This is a genomic window from Amaricoccus sp. W119 (assembly GCF_047275745.1).
Classification (GTDB): domain Bacteria; phylum Pseudomonadota; class Alphaproteobacteria; order Rhodobacterales; family Rhodobacteraceae; genus Amaricoccus.
Genome location: NZ_JBKQWU010000002.1, coordinates 244,786 through 263,329 on the forward strand (window position 1 = coordinate 244,786; position 18,544 = coordinate 263,329).

16 protein-coding genes are annotated in these 18,544 nt (G+C 67.9%); 2 read left to right on the forward strand and 14 right to left on the reverse strand.

What is annotated here, in order from left to right; translation table 11 throughout:
* Window positions 1-59: 59 nt before the first annotated feature.
* The 8 genes from pgl to ACLJK8_RS02955 form a co-directional block, all read right to left on the reverse strand.
* The gene (gene pgl, locus ACLJK8_RS02920) at window positions 60-749 is read right to left on the reverse strand and encodes a 6-phosphogluconolactonase (protein WP_413148505.1); all 690 of its coding nucleotides are present in this window, start codon (window positions 747-749) and stop codon (window positions 60-62) included.
* Window positions 746-2,203 (reverse strand): glucose-6-phosphate dehydrogenase, encoded by a 1,458-nt coding sequence (zwf, locus tag ACLJK8_RS02925; protein ID WP_413148506.1) that lies wholly within the window; start codon window positions 2,201-2,203, stop codon window positions 746-748. Before zwf ends, pgl begins: the two co-directional genes overlap by 4 nt.
* Window positions 2,204-2,210: 7 nt before the next feature.
* Complete coding sequence (locus ACLJK8_RS02930) at window positions 2,211-3,161, reverse strand: carbohydrate kinase family protein (protein WP_413148507.1); 951 nt, start codon at window positions 3,159-3,161, stop codon at window positions 2,211-2,213.
* Window positions 3,162-3,272: 111 nt separating this feature from the next.
* Window positions 3,273-4,364 (reverse strand): ABC transporter ATP-binding protein, encoded by a 1,092-nt coding sequence (locus tag ACLJK8_RS02935; RefSeq protein ID WP_413148508.1) that lies wholly within the window; start codon window positions 4,362-4,364, stop codon window positions 3,273-3,275.
* 13 nt (window positions 4,365-4,377) lie between these two features.
* Window positions 4,378-6,039 carry an alpha-amylase family glycosyl hydrolase gene (locus ACLJK8_RS02940; RefSeq protein ID WP_413148509.1) on the reverse strand — a complete coding sequence of 554 codons (1,662 nt, stop codon included), beginning with the start codon at window positions 6,037-6,039 and terminating at the stop codon, window positions 4,378-4,380.
* 5 nt (window positions 6,040-6,044) lie between these two features.
* Complete coding sequence (locus ACLJK8_RS02945; protein ID WP_413148510.1) at window positions 6,045-7,196, reverse strand: carbohydrate ABC transporter permease; 1,152 nt, start codon at window positions 7,194-7,196, stop codon at window positions 6,045-6,047.
* Between the two features lies 1 nt (window position 7,197).
* Window positions 7,198-8,208 (reverse strand): carbohydrate ABC transporter permease, encoded by a 1,011-nt coding sequence (locus ACLJK8_RS02950; RefSeq protein WP_413148511.1) that lies wholly within the window; start codon window positions 8,206-8,208, stop codon window positions 7,198-7,200.
* A 71-nt stretch (window positions 8,209-8,279) separates the two neighbouring features.
* Entirely contained in the window at window positions 8,280-9,653 is a 1,374-nt protein-coding gene (locus tag ACLJK8_RS02955) for an ABC transporter substrate-binding protein (protein ID WP_413148512.1), read from the reverse strand.
* A 223-nt stretch (window positions 9,654-9,876) separates the two neighbouring features.
* Between ACLJK8_RS02955 and ACLJK8_RS02960 the strand changes: the two genes are divergently transcribed.
* A complete protein-coding gene (locus ACLJK8_RS02960; protein ID WP_413148513.1) occupies window positions 9,877-10,896 on the forward strand; it encodes a substrate-binding domain-containing protein in 1,020 nt (339 codons plus the stop codon).
* Window positions 10,897-10,947: 51 nt separating this feature from the next.
* On the opposite strand, the gene uppS is transcribed toward ACLJK8_RS02960, so the two are convergent.
* From uppS to ACLJK8_RS02980, 4 genes are all read right to left on the reverse strand, one after another.
* Window positions 10,948-11,682, reverse strand: a complete 735-nt coding sequence (uppS, locus tag ACLJK8_RS02965) for a polyprenyl diphosphate synthase (RefSeq protein WP_413148514.1) — start codon at window positions 11,680-11,682, stop codon at window positions 10,948-10,950.
* An 85-nt stretch (window positions 11,683-11,767) separates the two neighbouring features.
* Window positions 11,768-12,874 carry an MraY family glycosyltransferase gene (locus tag ACLJK8_RS02970; protein WP_413148515.1) on the reverse strand — a complete coding sequence of 369 codons (1,107 nt, stop codon included), beginning with the start codon at window positions 12,872-12,874 and terminating at the stop codon, window positions 11,768-11,770.
* A 323-nt stretch (window positions 12,875-13,197) separates the two neighbouring features.
* A complete protein-coding gene (locus ACLJK8_RS02975) occupies window positions 13,198-13,380 on the reverse strand; it encodes a hypothetical protein (RefSeq protein WP_413148516.1) in 183 nt (60 codons plus the stop codon).
* Between the two features lie 146 nt (window positions 13,381-13,526).
* Window positions 13,527-13,823: an I78 family peptidase inhibitor gene (locus ACLJK8_RS02980; protein WP_413148517.1), complete on the reverse strand. Its 297-nt coding sequence runs from the start codon at window positions 13,821-13,823 to the stop codon at window positions 13,527-13,529.
* Window positions 13,824-14,120: 297 nt separating this feature from the next.
* Here ACLJK8_RS02980 and ACLJK8_RS02985 point away from each other — a divergent pair, with 297 nt between their 5' ends.
* A complete protein-coding gene (locus ACLJK8_RS02985) occupies window positions 14,121-15,956 on the forward strand; it encodes a response regulator (RefSeq protein WP_413148519.1) in 1,836 nt (611 codons plus the stop codon).
* A 6-nt stretch (window positions 15,957-15,962) separates the two neighbouring features.
* Here the strand turns inward: ACLJK8_RS02985 and ACLJK8_RS02990 are convergent, their stop codons facing one another.
* Window positions 15,963-17,810, reverse strand: a complete 1,848-nt coding sequence (locus ACLJK8_RS02990) for an alpha/beta fold hydrolase (protein ID WP_413148520.1) — start codon at window positions 17,808-17,810, stop codon at window positions 15,963-15,965.
* 516 nt (window positions 17,811-18,326) lie between these two features.
* Window positions 18,327-18,544: AMP-binding enzyme (locus tag ACLJK8_RS02995; RefSeq protein ID WP_413148521.1), on the reverse strand; the 218-nt coding region annotated here is incomplete at its 5' end.

Below are 18,544 nucleotides of genomic sequence, written 5' to 3' on the forward strand. Positions count from 1 at the left end.
CCCGCCGCCGTTCCTTCGTGACGGCGTGCGGGCATGCGGCGCGAGGGCCGCGCGGGGCTTCAATCGGCATAGTGAACGGTAACGGGACAGGGCGCGTCGAGGATCGCGCGGATCGGCGCCTCGTCCGGCGAGCCGGGTTCGAGGGCGCGGTCGAGCGCCGCGAGCTTCTCGGCTCCCGTCAGGAGAATGTGGATGACGCCGGACCCCCGGAGCACGGGGGCCGACAGGGTGACGCGCGCCTCCGGCTGGTCGGGCGGATGCACCTCGATCAGTTCCGGCGCGTCGGCGGCGAGCGCCTCGCCGAGCTCCGGCGCGTTCGGGAACAGCGAGGCGGTGTGCATGTCGGTACCCATGCCGAGCACCGTCACATCGAGCGGCAGCGCCTCCGCCACGCGCTCCCGGATCGCACCGATGATGTAATCGGCGCCGACGGCGTGGAAATGCAGCAGGTTGGCCTCCGCCGCGGCGTTCCTGAACAGCGTCTCGCGCAGGAGACGCGTGTTCGAGCGCTCGCTGAACTCGGGCACCACCCGCTCGTCCGTCAGCATGACGGTGATCTCGGGCCAGTCCAGATCCGCTTCCGAGAGCGCGGAGAGGAACGGCCCCGGCGTCGTCCCGCCGGGCACGGCGAGCGAGGCGCGGCCCTTCGAGGCATGGGCGGCGCGCAGCTGGTCGGCCACGAGCTCGGCGAGCCCGCGCATCAGCGTGTCACGGTCCGGATAGACCTGGCGCGCGATCTCCTGGCTCATGCCTCGATCTCGCGCCAGAGATGGCCGTCCGAACTCGTCAGCTTGTACGAGTGGATCGGCCCGGCGCTGCCCTGATCATAGGGCAAGGGCCGCGTTCCCGCCTCGGCCCAGGCCTTGATGATCGGGTCGGTCCAGGCCCAGGCGGCCTCCACCTCGTCGCCGCGCATGAAGAGCGTCTGGTCGCCGCGGATCACATCCATGATCAGCCGCTCGTAGGCCTCGGGCATCAGCCCGTCGGCGCCGAGCGCCTCGGCGAAGGTCATGTCGAGTGGTACCTCGGTCAGACGCATGCCCCCCGGCCCCGGCTCCTTGATCGTCACGCGCAACCGGATACCCTCGTTGGGTTGCAGTCTTATGATAAGCGCGTTGCCGCGATGATGTTCCACCTGCGGGAAGATCGTATGCGGCGGCGCCTTGAAGACCACCGCGATCTCGGAGAAGCGCGAGCCGAGCTTCTTGCCGGTCCTGAGGTAGAACGGCGTCCCCGCCCAGCGCCAGTTCGAGATATGGACCTTGAGCGCGACGAAGCTCTCCGTATGGCTGTTCGGATCGCCCACATGGTCGAGATAGCCGCCCTCCTTGCCGTTCGGCCGGTACTGCCCGCGCACCGTGTCGCCGATCGTGAGCGGCTCCAGCGCGCGGATGACCTTGAGCTTCTCGTCGCGCACCGCGTCGGGATCGAACTTCGACGGCGGCTCCATCGCGGTCAGGCAGAGGAGCTGCATCATGTGGTTCTGCACCATGTCCCGCATGGCGCCCGACTTGTCGTAATAGGCGCCGCGGCCCTGGACGCCGATCGACTCGGCCACCGTGATCTGGACATGATCGACGTAGTGCGAGTTCCAGAGCGGCTCGAAGAGCGCGTTGCCGAAGCGGATCGCCATCAGGTTCTGGACCGTCTCCTTGCCCAGATAATGGTCGATCCGGTAGATCTGATGCTCGTCGAAATTCTTCGAGAGCTGCGCGTTCAGGGCCTTCGCCGAGGCGAGATCCTTGCCGAGCGGCTTCTCGACGACGATCCGGCTCTCGGGCGTGGCGACGCCATGTTTCGCGAGCCGGTCCGAGATCTCGCCGAAGAGCGCCGGGGCGACCGAGAGGTAGAAGGCGCGGATATGGTCCGGCTTCTCGTCGAGCTTCTTGGCGAGCAGGCCCCAGCCGCCATCGCCGGTCGCGTCGATCGTGACATAGTCGAGACCGTTGATGAATTCCTCGACCACGGCCTTGTCGAGGCCCTTCTCGCCGATGAATTCGAGCAGCGCGTCGTTCACATCCTTGCGGAACTCGGCCCGGCTCATCTTGGCCCGGGCCGCGCCGATGATGCGCGACCCGTTGGGGATCTGGTGCACCGCGAGGCGGCGATAGAGGCTCGGCAGGATCTTGCGGCGGGCGAGATCGCCGGTGGCGCCGAAGATCACAAGGTCGAACGGCTGGACGGGGATGACACTCGAAACCAAAGCGATGCTATCCTTTCGCGGCCCGGGGAACGAGCAGATCCGCCGTGCGCGGCAGATCGGCCCCCCGCCGGGAGCAGGTAATGGCGGCCGCGCGCGCGGCATAGTCGAGAAGCTCCGCGAGCGCGGAACCATCGAGCCCTTCGAGGGCACCGAGCGCGCCCTCCTGAGTCTGGATCAACCGCGCGATCAGCGCGGCCTGGAATGTGTCGCCGGCGCCCACCGTGTCGATCACCGTGACCTTCGGCGGTTCGGCCGAGGCCGCGAGGCCGGAGCGGGTCCATCCGTGCGCGGCCTGCCCGCCGTCGGTGACGACGACGAGGCGGATGCCGTCGGCGAGTCGCGCCTGCGCGAAACTCTCCGCCTTCATCCCGGGATGCAAGAGCTCAAGATCCTCCGCGCTGATCTTCAGGAGATCCGCGTGCGGATAAAGCACACCGAGCCGCTCGCGCCAGACATCAACGTCCGGTTCGACATTTAGCCGCACGTTCGGATCGAGCGAGACGAGCCGGTCGGTCTGCGCGCGCGCGAGCCCGGCGAAGGCATCCGCCGTCGGAGGCGTCACCAGCGAATAGGAGCCGAAGTGGAGGCCCGTGACCTCGGGGCCGAGCTCGGGCAGGTCTTCGGGACGCACCCCGGTATCGGCCGAGCCGTTCTTGAAGAACTGGTAGGCGGCCACGCCCTCGGCGTCGAGCCCGACGAGGCTGATCGTCGTCGGGCGGCCGGTCTCTATCGCATAGTCGGTCGAGACCCCCTCGTCGCGCAGCACCCGGGTCAGGCGCTGGCCGAGAAGGTCGGTCGAAAGTCCGGTCAGGAGCCCCGAGTCCGAGCCGAGGCGGGTGATGCCGATCGCCACGTTGAAGGGCGATCCGCCGGCCCGCGCGGCGTAGGTGGCGGCCGCCGGCCCCTCGTCTTTTTCTAGGAAGAGGTCGAACAGCGCTTCGCCGCAAACAAGAAACATCGTCTCAATCCCTGCTGGTCGCGGGCGTAGCCACCGGGGGGTGGAGCCAGCGCGAGGAAAGTCGCGGATGGCCCCTCCCCACGCAAGCGCAAACCGCCCCGCTCTCGGTCATCAACGGTAGAGGTACGACTTTTCGTGGGAGTCGAACAGATGCAGCTTGGAGGAGTCCGCCGCGAGCCGCGCGGTCTGGCCGCGTTCGAGCTTGTGGATGCCGGGCAGCTTGGCGATGATCGGATCGGCCCCGCCCTCTGGCGTGAAGTAGAGAAGCGTGGTCTCGCCCAGCGCCTCGACGATCGAGATCTCGCCCTCGTAGAGCGCCGGGCCGTCGGTCAGCACCAGATCCTCCGGCCGGACGCCGAGCCTGACCTCGGAGCCGAGATCGCTCTCGCGGCCGGCGATCGGCACCTCGACCGCGCCGCCGCCGTCGATCGCGACGGTGGTGCCGGACGGGCCGGCGGCGGTGACGCGCGCCGGGAACATGTTCATCGCGGGCGAGCCGATGAAACGGGCGACGAAGATATTGGCCGGCCGTTCGTAGAGTTCGAGCGGGGTGCCCACCTGCTCGATGTCGCCACCGTGCAGCACGACGATCCGGGTCGCGAGCGTCATCGCCTCGACCTGGTCATGCGTCACGTAGATCATCGTCGAATCGGGCATGTTGTCCTTGAGCTGCGCGATCTCGATCCGGGTCGCGACGCGGAGCGCGGCGTCGAGGTTCGAGAGCGGCTCGTCGAAGAGGAACACCTTCGGGTCGCGCACGATCGCCCGGCCGATCGCGACGCGCTGCCGCTGCCCGCCCGAGAGCGCCTTCGGCAGCCGGTCGAGATAGGGCGTGAGCTGCAGGATGCGCGCCGCGTTCTCGACGGCCTTGTCGATCTCCGCCTTGGCGCGTTTCGCGATCTTCATGCCGAAGGCCATGTTGTCGCGCACGGTCATGTGGGGATAGAGCGCGTAGGACTGGAAGACCATCGCGATGCCGCGCTGCGCCGGCGGCACCTCGTTCATCCGCGCGCCGCCGATCTCGAGCGTTCCGCCGGTGATCTTCTCGAGCCCCGCGATCATCCGGAGCAGCGTCGATTTCCCGCAGCCCGAGGGGCCGACGAAGACGACGAGCTCCCCCTTCTCGATATCGAGGTTGATGTTTCGAAGCACATCGACGGAGCCGTAGGACTTGCTCACATCGGTCAGGGTGACGGCCGCCATTTCCCAGGGCTCCCTATCCGTTTGTTTCGAGTTCGGCGAAGATCGCCTGATAGGGCGGCAGATAGGCCCCCCGCTCGCTGAGGCTGCCCGAAAAGCTGGTACCCGGCGCGGTGTGCCAGTTTCCCTCGGGCAGGGTGACGGTATGATCCGTCTCGGAGAAGTTGAAGGCGCAGAACATGGCGCGCCCCTCGTGCTCGCGGATGAAGGCGAGGTAGTCGGGCGTGGTCGTGACCAGCCTGAACGAACCCTTGGCCAGCACCGGATGCGCTTTCCGGAAGGCGATCATCCGGCGGTAGAAGGACAGCATCGAGAGCGAATCGTGCTCCTGCGCCGAGACCGAATGGCCGAGGTGGTCCATCGAGATCGGAAGCCACGGCTTCACGTCGGAGAAGCCGCCGTTGAGATTGTCGGTGATCCAGACCATCGGCGTCCGGCAGCCGTCGCGGCCGCGGAACTTCGGCCAGAACCGCTTGCCATAGGGGTCCTGCAGGTCCTCGTAGGAGACATAGGCTTCCTGCAAGCCGAGTTCCTCGCCCTGGTAGAGACAGACCGAGCCGCGCAGCCCGAGCAGGAGCCCGAGATAGAGCCGCGCCTGCGCGTCGTTGAGGCCCCAGCGGGTGACGTGGCGCTCCACGTCGTGGTTGGAAAAGGCCCAGCAGGCCCAGCCATCGGATGCCACGCGGGCGAACTTGCCGAGCACCTTCGCCACACGCTCGCCGGTCGGCTTCTCGGCCGAGAGGAATTCGAAGGCGTAGCACATCTGCATCCGGTCGTCGCCGCGCGTGTACTCGCCCATGATCTCCATGCCGCGCTGCGCGTCGCCGACCTCGCCGACCGCCGCGATCGACGGGTATTCGTTCATGAGCGCCCGCATCCGCTGGAGAAACCCGATCATCTCCGGCCGGCTCTTGTCGTAGACATGATCCTGCCAGTTGTAGGGGTTCACTTCCGGCGCGGTCGAGAAGTCGCGGTGCTCCGGCGCGAGCGACGGGTTGTCCCGAAGCTCCGTGTCGCAGAAGTAGAAGTTGATCGTGTCGAAGCGGAACCCGTCCACGCCCCGGTCGAGCCAGAAACGCGCCACGTCGAGCAACTCGTCCTGAACCTGCGGCTCGTGGAAGTTGAGGTCCGGCTGCTCCTTCAGGAAGTTGTGCAGATAGTACTGCATCCGCTCCCCGTCCCATTCCCAGGCGGGACCGCCGAAGATCGAGAGCCAGTTGTTGGGCGGCGAGCCATCGGGCTTGGCATCGGACCAGACGTACCAGTTGGCCTTCGGATTGTCCCGGCTCGACCGGCTCTCGCGGAACCAGCGGTGCGTGTCGGAGGTATGGCTCAGCACGAGGTCGATGATGACGCGCAGCTTCAGGTCATGCGCCCGCTGGATCAGCGCGTCGAAGTCGCCGATCGTGCCGAACATCGGATCGACATCGCGGTAGTTCGTCACGTCATAGCCGAAGTCGAGCATCGGCGAGGTGAAGAAGGGCGAGATCCAGATCGCATCGACGCCGAGGCTCGCGACATAGGGCAGCCGGTTGATGATCCCCGCGAGATCGCCGATCCCGTCGCTGTTCGAATCCTGGAAGGACCGGGGATAGATCTGGTAGATCACACAGCCGCGCCACCAGTCCTGATCCGCGGGGAGCGGATGGTCCTCGTGGATCGGCATCTCGATATTCATGAGGCTCAGCCCCCTTTGACGGAACCCGCGAGCAGGCCGCGGACGAGGTACCGCTGCAGCGTGAAGAAGACGAGCAGGGGTACGAGAATTGTGATGAAGGCGGAGGCCGTGAGGATCTCCCAGTTGCCGCCCCGGCTGCCGAGCAGGTTCACGAGCCGCCCCGTCAGGACCAGACTGTCGTCCTGCGCGCCGAGGAAGACGATCGCGACGAGGAGGTCGTTCCAGACCCAGAGGAACTGGAAGATCGCGAAGGAGGCGAGCGCCGGGAAGCTGAGCGGCAGGATGATCTTCACGAAGATCTCGAAATCCGACGCCCCGTCGACGCGGGCGGATTCGAGGATCTCGCGCGGCAACCCGGCCATGTAGTTGCGCAAGAGATAGATCGCGAGCGGCAGTCCGAAGCCCGTGTGCGCGAGCCAGATCCCGAGATAGGTCTTCGCCGGCACGCCGAAGATCTCGGCGACGCCGTTGTAGAGCCTCAGCAGCGGAATGAGCGACATCTGCAGCGGCACGACGAGAAGGCCGACGACGGCCGCGATCAGCAGCGCCCGGCCGGGGAACTCCATCCAGGCGAGCGCGTAGGCCGCGAAGGCGGCGATCAGGATTGGGATGATGGTCGCGGGGATCGCGACGGTCAGGGAATTGATGAAGGACTGCCCGATCCCCTCGGAACTCAGCACCTCGCGGTAGTTGTCGAGCGTGAACCTCGGCGGCTGCTCGGCGGTGACGAAGACGCGCTGCCCGCGGTTCGAGTCGAAGGCCTCCGCGGATTCGAGCCGGTAGCTGCCGTCCTCGTTCACCGTGAGCCGGCCGCCGTTGTTGAGTTCCGCCGTGCTGCCCGCCTCGTATTGCGTGGGCTCGCGGCTCGTCACGCCGAAGGCGGAGACCTGGCCGGACGTGCCCTCCAGCAGGTTGCCGGTCACGACGAAGACGCCGTTCTCCTCCACCTGCGCGTCCGCCCCGCCGGTCCGGCCCTGCAGGTTCTGCGACGACGAGGAGAGCGCGGTCCACCAGCCGGAGACGGCGAGTTGATCCTTGTCGCGGAGCGAGGAGATGAAAAGCCCGGCCGTCGGCAGCGTCCAGAGCGCGACGAGCAGGAGTACCGTCAGGTGGACGACGATCGTCAGCGGCGATTTCGTGGCAGGTGTCGAGTCCATGTCAGCGCCCCTTCATCTCGGCGTTGGCGCGGCGGATGTTCCAGACCATGATCGGGATCACCAGCACCATGATCACGACCGCGATCGCGGCGCCGCGGCCGAAATCGCCGCCGCCCCGGAACATCCAGTCGAACATGAGATTGGCCAGCACCTGCGTCTGCCACTGGCCGTTGGTCATCGCGAGCACGATGTCGAAGACCTTCAGCACCAGGATCGTGATCGTCGTCCAGACCACGGCGATGGTGCCCCAGATCTGCGGCATCTTGATCTTGAAGAAGATCTGCAACGGGCTCGCCCCGTCGAGCACCGCGGCCTCGACCGTCTCCTCCGGAATTCCGCGCAGCGCGGCGGAGAGGATCACCATCGCGAAGCCGGTCTGGATCCAGACGAGGATCACCATGAGGAAGAAGTTGTTCCAGAACGGGATCGTCAGCCAGGCCTGCGGATCGCCGCCGAGCGAGGTGACGAGCGCGTTCAGGATGCCGATCTGCGGCTCGCCGGGGGCGCGATAGTCGTAGATGAACTTCCAGATCACCGAGGCGCCGACGAAGGAGATCGCCATCGGCATGAAGATCAGCGACTTCGCGATATTGCCCCACCAGATCCGGTCCGTCAGCGCCGCCGCCGCGAGGCCGAAACCGGTCGCGGCCGCCGGCACGAAGAGGAGCCAGAGCAGGTTGTTGAACATCGATTCCCTGAAGACCGGATCATTGACCATCCAGACGTAGTTCGACGTGCCCACGTAATTCTGGCCCGACCGATCGTGCAGCGAGAGCCAGACCGATTCGATCACCGGATAGACGAGATAGACGACGAGGGCGAAGATCGCGGGAGCGAGGAACAGCCACGGCCGGATCAGGTTGGCCCGGTTGATGTTGCGTCCCGCTCTGACCGGGTCCGGCCCGCGCGCCGGCAGCACCGTGTCGAGCAGCAGGTTCGAGAAGTAGAAATAGCCGGCGCATCCGGCGACGCCGATCACCACGGTGACGAGCGCCCAGAAGAGCTGTTCCATACCGAATGTCTCCCCTCATTCCCCCGACCCGGCCCTCTCGCGGGGCCGGGGCCGTCTTCAACGGGTGCCCGCTACTTGATCGCCTGCCAGGAGTTCTCGATCTGCGTCGCCGCCTCCTCGCCCGAGGCGCCGCCGACGAAGTTGACCATGCCGGTCCAGAACGCCCCCGCGCCGATCGCGCCCGGCATCAGGTCGGAGCCGTCGAAACGGAAGGTCGTGGCATCGGTCAGGATCTCGCCCATCGCCTTCAGCGTATCGTCGCCATAGGCCTCCGGGTTCGCCTCCTTGAAGGGCGTCAGGAAGCCGGTCTGCGCCATCCAGACCTCATGCGCGATCGGCGTCTTGAGGAATTCGATGAAGGCGCGCGCCGCCGGCGTGTCGCGGGTGATCATCGCGAGCGTGCCGGCGCCCAGGACCGGCTTGCCGAGGTCCGGCTGGCTCTCGTAGGGCGGCAGGTAGAAGAAATCGGCGTCGAGACCCATTTCCGTGCCCTCCGGGAAGAAGCTCGGAATGAAGGACGCCTGATGGTGCAGATAGCACATCGGTGGCGAGGCGAAGAGGCCGTTCGGGCTCTCGCGGAAATCCGTGGTGCCGACCGCCTGGGCGCCGCCGGCGACGAAGCCTTCCGTCTTGGCGAACCAGCCGAAATCCTCGATCGCGGCGACCACGCGCGGGTCGTTGAAGGGGATCTCTCCCGAGGTCCACTGGTCGTAGACATCCGCCGGCTGGGTGCGAAGCATCATGTCCTCGACCCAATCCGTCGCGGGCCAGCCCGTCGCGCCGCCCGAGCCGAGGCCGATGCACCAGGGCGTGCCGCCGTCCTCGACGATCTGCTCGGTCAGGGCCTTCAGGTCCTCCATCGTCTCGGGAACCTCGTAGCCCATCTCGTCGAAGTTGTCGGGCACGTACCAGACGAGGGACTTCACATCGATCTTGTAGGGGAAGGCGTAGAAGGCCTCGGTCCCATCCGGTCCCTCGTAGGTCCCGAGCTTCACCCAGCTGTCGCCGGCGGCGTAGTTCGCGCCGATCCAGTCCCGCGTCTCGTCGCCGAGCGGCGTCAGCCGGCCTTTCGCCGCGAGATCGGCGATGAGCCCGGGCTGCGGCAGGATCGCGACATCGGGCGGGCTGCCCGCCTCGGTGTCGATGACGATCTGCTGCTCGTAGTTCTCCGAGGACGAGTAGCGCACGGTGGCCCCGGTCGCCTCGGTGAAATAGGCGATGAGGTTCTCGGCCAGCGTCTGGTCCTCGCCGCGCCAGGGACCGAAGATGGTGAGGGTCTGTCCGTCGAGGGAATTCGCCGCGGCGAAATCCTCGTAGCTCTGCCAGTTGAAGCGCGAGTCCTCGCCCGGCGCGAACAAGAGATCCTGAGCCAGCGACGGACCGGCGAGCATGGGGCCGGCGAGCATGGCGAGCGTCGCCGCCCCGGCCAAGAGCGAAACCTTCATCGAAACCTCCCACTTGCCGGGCCCCGCGGGGCCGGCCGAGTCGCGCCCGAACCGTTCCTCAGCTCCAAAGCGCTTTGAGCGGCGGAACGATGCGCCGAGTGACCTTCGCTGTCAAGGCGGGAAAGCATGGCGTCAGGGCGGCAAGCATGGCCGAAAATTGCGGATTGTCACGGAAGCTCTTCTGGTACAGGACTCGAAGCGCTTCGAGGATAAGGGCGTATCCATGAACCTCAAGGAGCTCGCCGCGCTTCTGGACCTGTCGACCACGACGGTCAGCCGCGCGCTGAACGGTTATCCGGAGGTGAGCGTCGCGACGCGCGAACGCGTGGTCGCGGCCGCCCGGCGGCATGGCTACGCGCCGAATCAGGTCGCCAAGCGGCTCGCGACCGGGCGCACGCTCGCCATCGGCCATGTGATCCCGCTGGCCCGACACCAGATGATCAACCCGCTCTTCGCCGAGTTCATCTCCGGCGCCGGGGAGACCTATTCCATCGCCGGCTACGACATGATCGCCTCGGTGGTTCCGGAGGCGGAGGAGACCGAGGCCTACCGGACCATGATCGCGCAGCGCAAGGTCGACGGCATCCTGGTGCACACGCCGCGGCTCCTCGATACGCGGATCGACCTCCTCCGCGACCTCGGGCTGCCGTTCCTCGCCCATGGGCGCGATTCCAGGCCCGAGCGCGACTATTGCTGGATCGACATCAACAATCGCCGGGCCTTCCTGCGGGCGACCGATCTCCTGCTCGACCTCGGACACCGGCGCATCGGTTTCCTGAACGGGATGGAACATCTGCACTTCGCGCAGCGCCGGCGCTCGGGCCATGTCGCGGCGCTGAGCGCGCGCGGGATCGAGCCCGATCCGGCGCTGATGGCGCACGACGAGATGACGGAATCCTACGGCTATGAATCGGTGTTCCGGATGCTGTCCCTGCCGGACCCGCCGACGGCCTTCCTCGCCTCCTCGATCATCACCGCCTTCGGTGCGCTGCGCGCGGTGAGCGAGCTTGGCCTGCGGCTCGGCGCGGATATCTCGATCCTGACGCATGACGACGACCTCTCGCACATGCCGAATTCCGGCGCCGTGCCGCTCTTCACCGCGACGCGTTCCTCGATCCGCGCGGCCGGGCGGCGCGCGGCGGAGATGCTGATCGCGCTGATCGAGCGACCGGAAACGGCGCCCCGAAGCGAACTCTGGGAGGTGGATCTGACGGTCGGCCGATCCACGGGGCCGCGAAACTGACCGATCCCGGTCCCGGCGCCCCGGCTAGATCGGCCGGAGGGAACGCCGAAGTCAGTTCTCCGCGACGGCCCGCGCCGCGGGAGCCGCTCCGCCGATCTGACCGAACCGGCGCTGGCGGCGGTGATAACCTTTGACCGAACCCGCCAGCGTCTCGGCGGTGAAATCCGGCCAGGCGATCTTCAGAAACTCGTATTCCGCGTAGGTCGCCTGCCAGAGCAGGAAGTTCGACACGCGGCATTCACCGGAGGTCCGGATGATGAAATCCGGGTCCGGCAGGTCGCGGGTATCGAGCGCGGAGGCGAGCGCCTCCTCGCCGATCGCCTCGGGAGCCAGTGCCCCCTCCGCCACCCGTTCGGCGAGGCCGCGCACCGCGCGGCTCAGCTCGTCGCGCCCGCCGTAGTCGAGCGCGATGGTGAGGTTCAGCCCCCGGCAATTCCGCGTCCGCTCCTCCAGCATCTCCATGAGCTGACGCAGGTGGACGGGCACGCGGTGCCGCATGCCGATGAACCTCACCCGCACGTCATGGGCGCGCAGCGACTCCATCCTGCCGAGGATGTAGTTGCGGAAGAGCCGCATCAGCCCGTTCACCTCGGCGAGCGGTCGTTGCCAGTTCTCGGTCGAGAAGGCGTAGAGCGTCAGATGGGTGATGCCGAGACCGGGCGCCGCGCTCACGATGTCGCTCACGCGTCGCGCGCCGCGCGAATGGCCGGCGACCCGGTTGAGGCCGCGCGCCTCCGCCCAGCGCCCGTTGCCATCCATGATGATGCCAACATGAAGTGTGTTCATTCCGTCACGCAGCATCACAGGTTCCATATGGTCGGAATCGCAGGATACAGGGATGCCTTCGCACCTGCAACATGGAGATCGCAGGTCACAGCCGCCGCGCCAGCCTCAACGGCAGATTGGGCGTATTGAGCGACATGACCCGATAAAGCTGCCCGTAGACATAGGCGGTCAGGAAAAAGAAGACCGCGCTGAGGGCGCCATTCTGATAGCTCGCCATCACGAACAGCGTCGTCAGGACGGGAAGCGCCCAGGTGACGAGGCTGGTGGCGGGGTTGCGCAGGTGCGAAGCCCGCGGGGTCCGCACGATGCGGCGGGCGTAGTGGCGGTAGGCCAGCATGTGGAAATGCACCCGGTCGGGCTGCCCGACGCTGTGGCCTTCGCGCCGCGACTTGCGGCTCATCGAGGACAGGGTCTCGATCACCGGATAGGCGCAGATGAGGATCGCCGTCCAGGCAGAGATCTCGGGATTGCGGGCGGGAAGAAGCACACCGATCCCGGCGAGCAGATAGCCGAGGAAATAGGCGCCGCCGTCGCCGAGGAAGATCTTTCCGAGCGGGAAGTTCACGCAGAAGAACCCGAGCACGACCGCGCCGAACAGCAGGGAAAGCTGGAACACCAGGTCGTCGCCGACCTGATGCGCGACCCAGGCGAAGGTGCCGAAGAGGATCAGCAGCGTCCCCGCCGCCAGCCCGTTGAACCCGTCGATGATGTTGATCGCATTGGCGACCCCGCCCATGGAGAAGCCGGTGAAGAGGAGCGCGATCAGATAGAAGGACAGGAACCAGTCGACGCCGGGCAGGTCGACCTTCCGCATGACATAGCCGGTGAAGAGCGCGAAGATGATCCCCGCGCCCATGGTGGCGCCGAGCCGCCACTTGACGCCGACCTTGCGCGTCACGTCCTCCGCCAGCCCGGCCAGAATCGCCGGCACGCCCGCGAGGCCGATCATGATCCAGATCTCGCGAAGCTCGCCGCCGAGAAGCGGCGTGACGGCGGCGTAGCTCAACGCCAGCGCGAGTCCACCGATTCGGGGCACCTTGTTCTTGTGGAACTTCTGCGGCCCGTTCAGGTGGTCATGGGTGAAGCGCCCGTGCCACCGCTGCGTGACGACGAGAGCGAGGCATAGCATCAGGCTCAGGACAAAAGCCGCGAGCGCGGCGCTGTCGATCGCCTCCCAACCGATTTCTGTCACGACACTGCCCATATGCGGGGACGGTCCCCGAAGTTTTTTGTTGTCGCCAGATTTACCGTGTTTCGCGACGGTTTGCGAGCATTTTGGAGGCGCGGTCGATCAAATTCGCGCCCCGGGACCGAAACAGCCCGAAACATAGGCGAACAATCGCCGATCCCGCCCGCCGAATGGCTCCCGATTCGTCCGCGGGTCCATCGGGCGCGGCCGCGTCCGCGAAAGGCCGTCACGCGAAAACCGCGGCGCCTCGGGCTCGGGCGTCGCGGCTCTGACTTCCCGGCTTCCGCCGGTTCGGACCGCCTGTCTGGCGGCCCGGAATTCCTCGATCAGCTGGCGTTCGGCCCCCGGATCACACGGATCGCGGCGCGGACCTTGCGCCATTGCTCGGCGGCGCTCTCATCGCCCGCCTCCTCGCTGGCCTTGGCGCGCTGGGCCGCCTCATATTCGGCCTTGTCGCCATGCGCCGCGTAGAGCTTCTGCGCATAGTCTTCGATATGCACTGCCGACATGTTCTCCTCCAACGCCGATCATGCTTCTTCGATCAAGGAGCCTAGCATTTTCAGCGGGCTCCGTCAGCTTGCGAACGTCCGCCCGTCGATCGGGTTCCGCCGGGTCGTCCGATCACAACCAGCGCCGCCCCCCGACCGGGGCCCGTTCAACCGCAGACGACGCGCGCCACGGTGTCGCCGCCGCCCACTTCGACGGACATCCGATCCGGCCGGAAATCCGTGGTCGCGGGCATGCCAGGATAAAGCACCCGCGTGCCCTCCGGCAGCGCGGAGGCGTCGAGCGCGGCCGCGCTCTGCCCGACGAGATCCTGATGGTCGATCGCACCGCAACTGTCCCTGCCCGAGATGGCGGTCGTGCCCTCCCCGGTGGTCATGTTCTCGCAGGCGCCCAGCAGCAGCAGGACACCGAGGCCGAGACAGGCCGGGCGGAACGGGTGATTCATGATCGCTCTCCTCGCAAACTCGATCCCTCCGAGGGGATCACGGCGCGCTCGCGGAAACAAGCGCGCCGCGTGGTCCACCCGGGCCGCTCCATGCCTGACCCCATGGCGGAACTCGCGGCGGAACCCACACCGATATGCACGGCTGGCACCCGCGCCCCCCGCGGCGGAAGGTAGCACCCCAACATCCTTGGGTTGTAATTCCCCTTTTCCGACGCGGGAAATTGGCCTATGGTCTCACCATTCATCCGCCTTCGAACGCGCGGATTCACGCATTGCGAAAGGCACCGAGTCAGGGGCATGAACATTCGCCCGGCCCTCCGGATCGCACGCAATACCCCGCTGGCCGCCGCGGTCGGGGTCGGATTCATCTTGGGAATCTGGCTCACGGGCAGCGCGATCGGGGAATCCGGGACCGCCGCCGCCGCCGGTCTGCTCGCCGCGCCGATGTCCTGGCCCGCCGCGTCCGGCATGACGGCGGCCGGCGCCCTGGCCGGGACCGCCGGTATCGCGCTGCTCTCCTGGAGGTTGCATCGAGCGCGCCGGAAGCCGAAGCCCGTCCCGGCCGGAACCGTCGGCACGGGCTGGCAGCTCGATCTCGCGATGCGCGGCGCCGGCCTCGGATACTGGGAGCTCGATCTCCAGACCCGCGCGCTCTACTGCGACGCGCGTGCGCGCGCGTTGCTCGGTCTGCCTGACCGCCCCCTGCACAGCGAGGCCGACTGGCTTGAGCGGATCGTTCCCGAGGACCGCGCCACCGCCTTCGACGAGGCGCACCGCGCGCTTGAGCTTCGGGGCACGGTCACGCTCGAATACCGCGTGACGCATCCGGACGGGCGGGTCCGGAGGATCGAGGATTTCGCCACCGCCTGTGCCGGCCCCGACGGCTGCCGCCGCATCGTCGGCCTCGTGCGCGACATGACCGACCGGCACGACGCGGCCGAGGAGCTTCGCTGGCATCGGCGCCAGGCGGAGGTGACGGCGCAGGAGAAGGCCCGGTTCCTCGCGGTGATGAGCCATGAGATCCGCACGCCGATGACCAGCATCCTTGGCATGCTCGACCTGGCGATCGACGAACCCGACTCGGACAGCCGGACCGAGCGGCTGAGGATCGCACGCTCCTCGGCGCGTTCGCTGCTGGCGATCCTGAACGATGTGCTCGCCTTCTCCCGCCTCGAAGCCGGAAGATTCGAACTGCACCCCCAGCCGTTCCGGCCGGTCCGCCTGCTCTCCGAGGTCATCGAGCTGATGATGCCGCGGGCCGAGGCGAAGGGCGTCACCCTGCGCTCGGCCATCGCGCGGGACGTGCCCGAATGGGTGGTGGCCGATCCGGTCCGGACACGGCAGGTACTCCTCAACATTCTCGGCAACGCGGTCAAGTTCACCGACTCCGGCGAAGTCGCGGCGCATGTCGCCCTGGTCCGGGGAGACGGCGACACGGCGGCGCTCCGCTTCGAGATCCGCGACAGCGGCGTCGGCATGCGCCCCGAACTGCTGCCCCGCGCCTTCGACTGCTTCGTGCGGGACGAAGCCTCCGCCCCCGGGCGCGAGGAGGGCAGCGGCCTCGGCCTCGCGATCTCGCAGCATCTGGTCCAGTTGATGGGAGGCTCGATCGAAATGGAGAGCACGCTCGGCGAAGGCAGTGTGGCCCGTTTCGTGATCCCCATCGACCCGGCGCGCGCCCTGCCCCCGGACGAGACCGGGCCGGCGGTGGAAGGGCCGCCGCCGATGCGCATCCTCGTCGCCGAGGACAATGCCACCAACCAGTATCTGGTCCGCGCGCTGCTGGAGCGCGAGGGGCACCGCGTCACCACCGTCCGCGACGGCGCGGAAGCGGTCGAAGCGGCGCGGGCCGGCGCGTTCGACGTGATCCTGATGGATGTGCAGATGCCGGTGATGGACGGGGCAAGCGCCGCGCGCGCGATCCGGGCCTCCGGTGATGCCGGCGCCGGGACGCCGATCATCGCGCTGACCGCCAATGCGCTGGCGACCGACCGGCAACTCTACCTCACCGCCGGGATGAGCGACTACGTGACGAAACCGATCGAACTCGCCGCCCTGAACGGCGCGCTCGCCCGCGCGGCCCGGGCCCGGCGCGCGGCCACCGTCTCGGCCGAGGACGTGGTCATCGGCTGAGCGCGGTCACCGGCTGAGCATCGCGAGATTCGCAGCCGCGGCCAGCGCGGCGACGGCCAGCAGCGAGAGATAGATCCGGCCCGCCAGCGACCGCTTGCCGGTCGTCCAGACCGCGACGGCGGCGCAGAGCAACCCGAGACCCGCGATCCCGATCAGCGCCGGCAGACCGAGGATCCAGGCCCAGGCCCTCGGGATCGCGCCCATTCCGATCAGGTTCTGGTTGACCACGAGCGTCGAGCCGACCGCCCAGACCAGCCCCGCGAGACAGGCGACCGAGAGCACGCCCGCGAGGACGGCGAGCAGCGGCGCCGCGCGCGACAATCGCCCGGCGGCGTCGGAGGTCATCGGTGGAGCGGGCCGCCCGCGCAACCGCCGCGCGAGCGCGCCGAGCGGATAGATGAGGAACGCGCTTGAGAGGAACATCGCCGCCAGCACGGCGGGGATGGCCAGCACGCCCGAGAGGGCGATGCCCCGCAGACCCTCGCTCGCCATCAGCCGCCGGAGCGTGCCGAGGAAGATCACGTCATCCGCCGTCACGAACTGCCCCGCCGGCCGCGCGGCGCAGGCGGTATGGGGTGGCACGGATGGATCGTCCAGAAACGCGGCGATGATCCCGTTGGCGCAGGAATCCGTCATCGCCTGACCATGCGCCCCGGCGGGGAAGACGACATGCGTCGCATTCGGAAGATCCGGCAGCAGCTTCTCCGCGTAGGCGGGCGGCGTGATCGGATCGAAATCGCCCGAGAGCAGCAGGACCGGCAGATCGCTCCTGACCGGCGCCAGATCCGAGCGCGGCAGCAGCGGGACGCCCCAGTCGCGGCAGACGCGGGTGGCGACGGCGGCCTGGGCGCGGGTGCTTTCGGCGAGCCGCGGCAGAACGTCTGGAAACTCCATCGAAGCCGCGTCGACATCGCCATGGTCGGCGCAACTCACCGTCATGTGCATCCCCTCGGCGAGCGAGGTGTCGAACAGCGCCACCGGCAGCAGGAGCGTGGTCACGAAGGTGAAATCGCCCTTGTCGGCCCGGTCGATGATCAGAGGTACGAGGTCGTGCATGTCGGAATAGAGCGCGCCGTAGATCGCCTCCTCGAGCATGTCGCCGCTCAGCAGCACCGGGACCGGCGGGCCAAGCGCCACCTGCGCGTCTTCCGGAAGCGGCGCGACCATGACTTCCACCGGGTCGGCGTTCAGCCGGTCGATCAGCGCGGGATAACGCGCGCCGAGGTCGGGGAAGGCGCGGGCGCATCGCGGCGCGGCGGCGCATCCAAGGAGATATTTCTCTCCGATGCGTTGCTGGGCGAAGGCCGGCTCGGTGAAGAGGTCGTAGTCGAGCGGCACGACGGCGTCGAGCACCACGGCGGAGAGCGCCTCCGGATGGCGTCGCATCAGGAACTGGCCGAGTTCGGTGCCATAGGAGACGCCGTAGAAGGCGATCCGGTCGAAACCCAGCGTCCTGCGAATCGCCTCGATATCGTCGGCGCTCTCGGCGGACTGATAGCCCGACAGGTCCACGCCCGCCGCCCTCAGCCGCGCGCCGCAGGCCTGCATCGCCGCGAAGAAAGCCGCCTCCTCGGCCGCGGCCGAGGCAGCATCCGCCGCGCCGGCGCGTTCGGCATCCGCGAGTTCGGGGCAGGTCAGCGCCGGCTTCGAGAAACCGGTGCCGCGCTGGTCCCAGAGCACGAGCGCCCGGTTCCGCGCCGGGCGTAGCGCCGGATCATCGAGCAGGACCTGGCCGAACGAGCCGATCGTCCCCGCGCCGGGGCCGCCCTGCGCCATGAAGAGCGGCGCGGCCGCGTCCCCGGCGGTAACCCCGCCGCCCTCCCCGGCTCCCTCGACTGGCGCGAGAATCGCCACGGCGAGATCGATGCGCCGCGCCGCGCCGGCGCCGCGGCGTTCCGGGACACCGACGAAACCGCATTGGACGCCGGTTTGCGTCGGAGGCGAGAGGTCGAATATCGCGCAATCCGCCGGCGTCCAGCCGGTCCCCGGAACCGGCGGGCCGGCCGGGCCGGGCTGCGCGGCGGCGTGAAGGGCGGCGATGAGCGTCAGCGCCAGGGCAAGAAGCCCCCCGGGCAGCCACGNATATCGCGCAATCCGCCGGCGTCCAGCCGGTCCCCGGAACCGGCGGGCCGGCCGGGCCGGGCTGCGCGGCGGCGTGAAGGGCGGCGATGAGCGTCAGCGCCAGGGCAAGAAGCCCCCCGGGCAGCCACGGAGTTCCCCGTGTTCCGTTCGGAGGGGATGTCCCGCGACTGTCCGAGCCCATTGCAACCCGCCTGAATTCAAGGGGCCGGAGGGCGAACGCTCAGGAATGCGTGGGTCGCTCCGGACCCGGTCGATGCGCCGCCCGGCGAGGGGCGGCGGCGGTCTCAACTACTGTCGGTTCATTCGGTTGTCGATGAGTTCGTCGACGACGGCTGGGTCTGCGAGGGTGGATGTGTCGCCGAGGGCGCCGTAGTCGTTCTCGGCGATCTTTCGCAGGATGCGGCGCATGATCTTGCCGGAGCGGGTCTTGGGCAGGCCGGGCGCCCACTGGATGAGGTCGGGGGAGGCGATCGGGCCGATCTCCTTCCTGACCCACTGCACCAGTT

Coding starts and splice junctions, on each gene's coding strand:
- pgl (WP_413148505.1), bottom strand. CDS start 749: ATGAGCCAGGAGATCGCGCGCCAGGTCTATCCGGACCGTGACACGCTG.
- ACLJK8_RS02930 (WP_413148507.1), bottom strand. CDS start 3,161: ATGTTTCTTGTTTGCGGCGAAGCGCTGTTCGACCTCTTCCTAGAAAAA.
- ACLJK8_RS02935 (WP_413148508.1), bottom strand. CDS start 4,364: ATGGCGGCCGTCACCCTGACCGATGTGAGCAAGTCCTACGGCTCCGTC.
- ACLJK8_RS02940 (WP_413148509.1), bottom strand. CDS start 6,039: ATGAATATCGAGATGCCGATCCACGAGGACCATCCGCTCCCCGCGGAT.
- ACLJK8_RS02945 (WP_413148510.1), bottom strand. CDS start 7,196: ATGGACTCGACACCTGCCACGAAATCGCCGCTGACGATCGTCGTCCAC.
- ACLJK8_RS02950 (WP_413148511.1), bottom strand. CDS start 8,208: ATGGAACAGCTCTTCTGGGCGCTCGTCACCGTGGTGATCGGCGTCGCC.
- ACLJK8_RS02955 (WP_413148512.1), bottom strand. CDS start 9,653: ATGAAGGTTTCGCTCTTGGCCGGGGCGGCGACGCTCGCCATGCTCGCC.
- ACLJK8_RS02960 (WP_413148513.1), top strand. CDS start 9,877: ATGAACCTCAAGGAGCTCGCCGCGCTTCTGGACCTGTCGACCACGACG.
- uppS (WP_413148514.1), bottom strand. CDS start 11,682: ATGAACACACTTCATGTTGGCATCATCATGGATGGCAACGGGCGCTGG.
- ACLJK8_RS02975 (WP_413148516.1), bottom strand. CDS start 13,380: ATGTCGGCAGTGCATATCGAAGACTATGCGCAGAAGCTCTACGCGGCG.
- ACLJK8_RS02980 (WP_413148517.1), bottom strand. CDS start 13,823: ATGAATCACCCGTTCCGCCCGGCCTGTCTCGGCCTCGGTGTCCTGCTG.
- ACLJK8_RS02985 (WP_413148519.1), top strand. CDS start 14,121: ATGAACATTCGCCCGGCCCTCCGGATCGCACGCAATACCCCGCTGGCC.